Here is a 1,334-nt window from a genome sequence, read left to right as displayed (position 1 = left end):
GAGTTAAGGCTCAAAAAGTGTGCTCCCCACGATGAGTAACCGCGAGGTCGTGCTCGATAAATCGACGCCGCAAGTTGCTCCGCGCCAACTTCTCACTGGCTCAAAAAGCGTGCTCCCGTAGCTGTTGACGTCCCCGCTCGGGCATGCTTTCCCTCAAGGAAAGTTGCCTCGAGACGGGAAAGACCATTGAACAATCCGAGATGCGAGCTGTGCGGGCGCCCCATGCGCAGGAACGGGACCACTTCGTCGGGCAGGCAGAGATGGCGATGCGGCGGATGCGGCTCGTCTTCCGTGCGGAAGATCGACTCGCGGGCAAAGCGGCTCGGTCTGTTCCTTCGCTGGCTGCTCTCCAAGCAGACCCAGTCCGACATGGGCTGCTCGCGCTCCACGTTCAAGAGGGCGACCAGGGAGTTCTGGGAGATATGGCCGATCGCCCCCTGGACCGGCGAGGTGTGCGACGTCGTCTTCCTCGACGGCATCTGGATCGGGCGCGACGCCGTCGTGCTCATAGCCTGCACGAGGGAGCACGTCGTCGCGTGGCACCTCGCCGAGCGCGAGTGCGCGGGCGCGTGGGCCGCCCTCATGATGCGGGTGCCCGCGCCCGCCATGGCGGTCGCCGACGGCGCGCCGGGGTTCGCCAAGGCCGCCCGCGCCGTGTGGCCCTCCACGCGCGTCCAGCGCTGCACCTTCCACGCCTTCTGCCAGGTGAGGCGGTACACCACGAGCCGGCCCAAGCTGGACGCGGGCATCGAGCTCTACTCGCTGGCCAGGAGGCTGCTCAGGGTGGAGGGCGCCGATGCCGCGGCGGCATGGCTCGCCGACTATGCCGCGTGGTGCTCCCGGTGGGAGGGCTTCCTGCGGGAGTTCACGCTGAGGGACGGGAAGAAGCAGTACGTCCACGAGCGCCTGCGCAGGGCTCGCCGGTCGCTCAACAAGCTGGTCCGGTCCGGCGAGCTGTTCACCTTCGTGGAGATGTCGGACGAGCGGGGCGGCGAGTGGGCCTCCACCAACAACATGATCGAGGGCGGGGTCAACGCCCGGCTGCGGGAGATGCTCCGGATGCACCGGGGGCTCTCGACGATCAGGCGCATCAAGGCGATCTTCTGGTGGTGCTACATGCACACCGAGGCGCCGCTGGCGCCGGCCGAGATACTGCGCGTCATGCCGACGGACGGCCAAGTGGACGGGCTGCTCTCGTCGCCTCCCGGCAAGCGCGGGCGGGATGACGGGGCTCCCGAGGAGTACGGGTCCGGCATCGACTGGAACGAGTTCCACATGCCAACCCGGTACAGACAGTGAATAATGCTAAGAGCACACTTTTTGAGCCTTAACCC

1 protein-coding gene is annotated in these 1,334 nt (G+C 66.8%); it reads left to right on the top strand.

Annotation, left to right across the window (positions count from 1 at the left end):
* The first annotated feature begins 186 nt into the window (after window positions 1-186).
* Window positions 187-1,299 carry an IS1249 family transposase gene (locus F8D48_RS11430; protein WP_151432162.1) on the top strand — a complete coding sequence of 371 codons (1,113 nt, stop codon included), beginning with the start codon at window positions 187-189 and terminating at the stop codon, window positions 1,297-1,299.
* Window positions 1,300-1,334 lie beyond the last annotated feature (35 nt).

This window comes from Adlercreutzia muris, assembly GCF_008831045.1.
GTDB lineage: Bacteria > Actinomycetota > Coriobacteriia > Coriobacteriales > Eggerthellaceae > Adlercreutzia > Adlercreutzia muris.
Note: the sequence above shows the minus strand (reverse complement) of the source record. Positions and strands in the feature narration are given on the sequence as shown.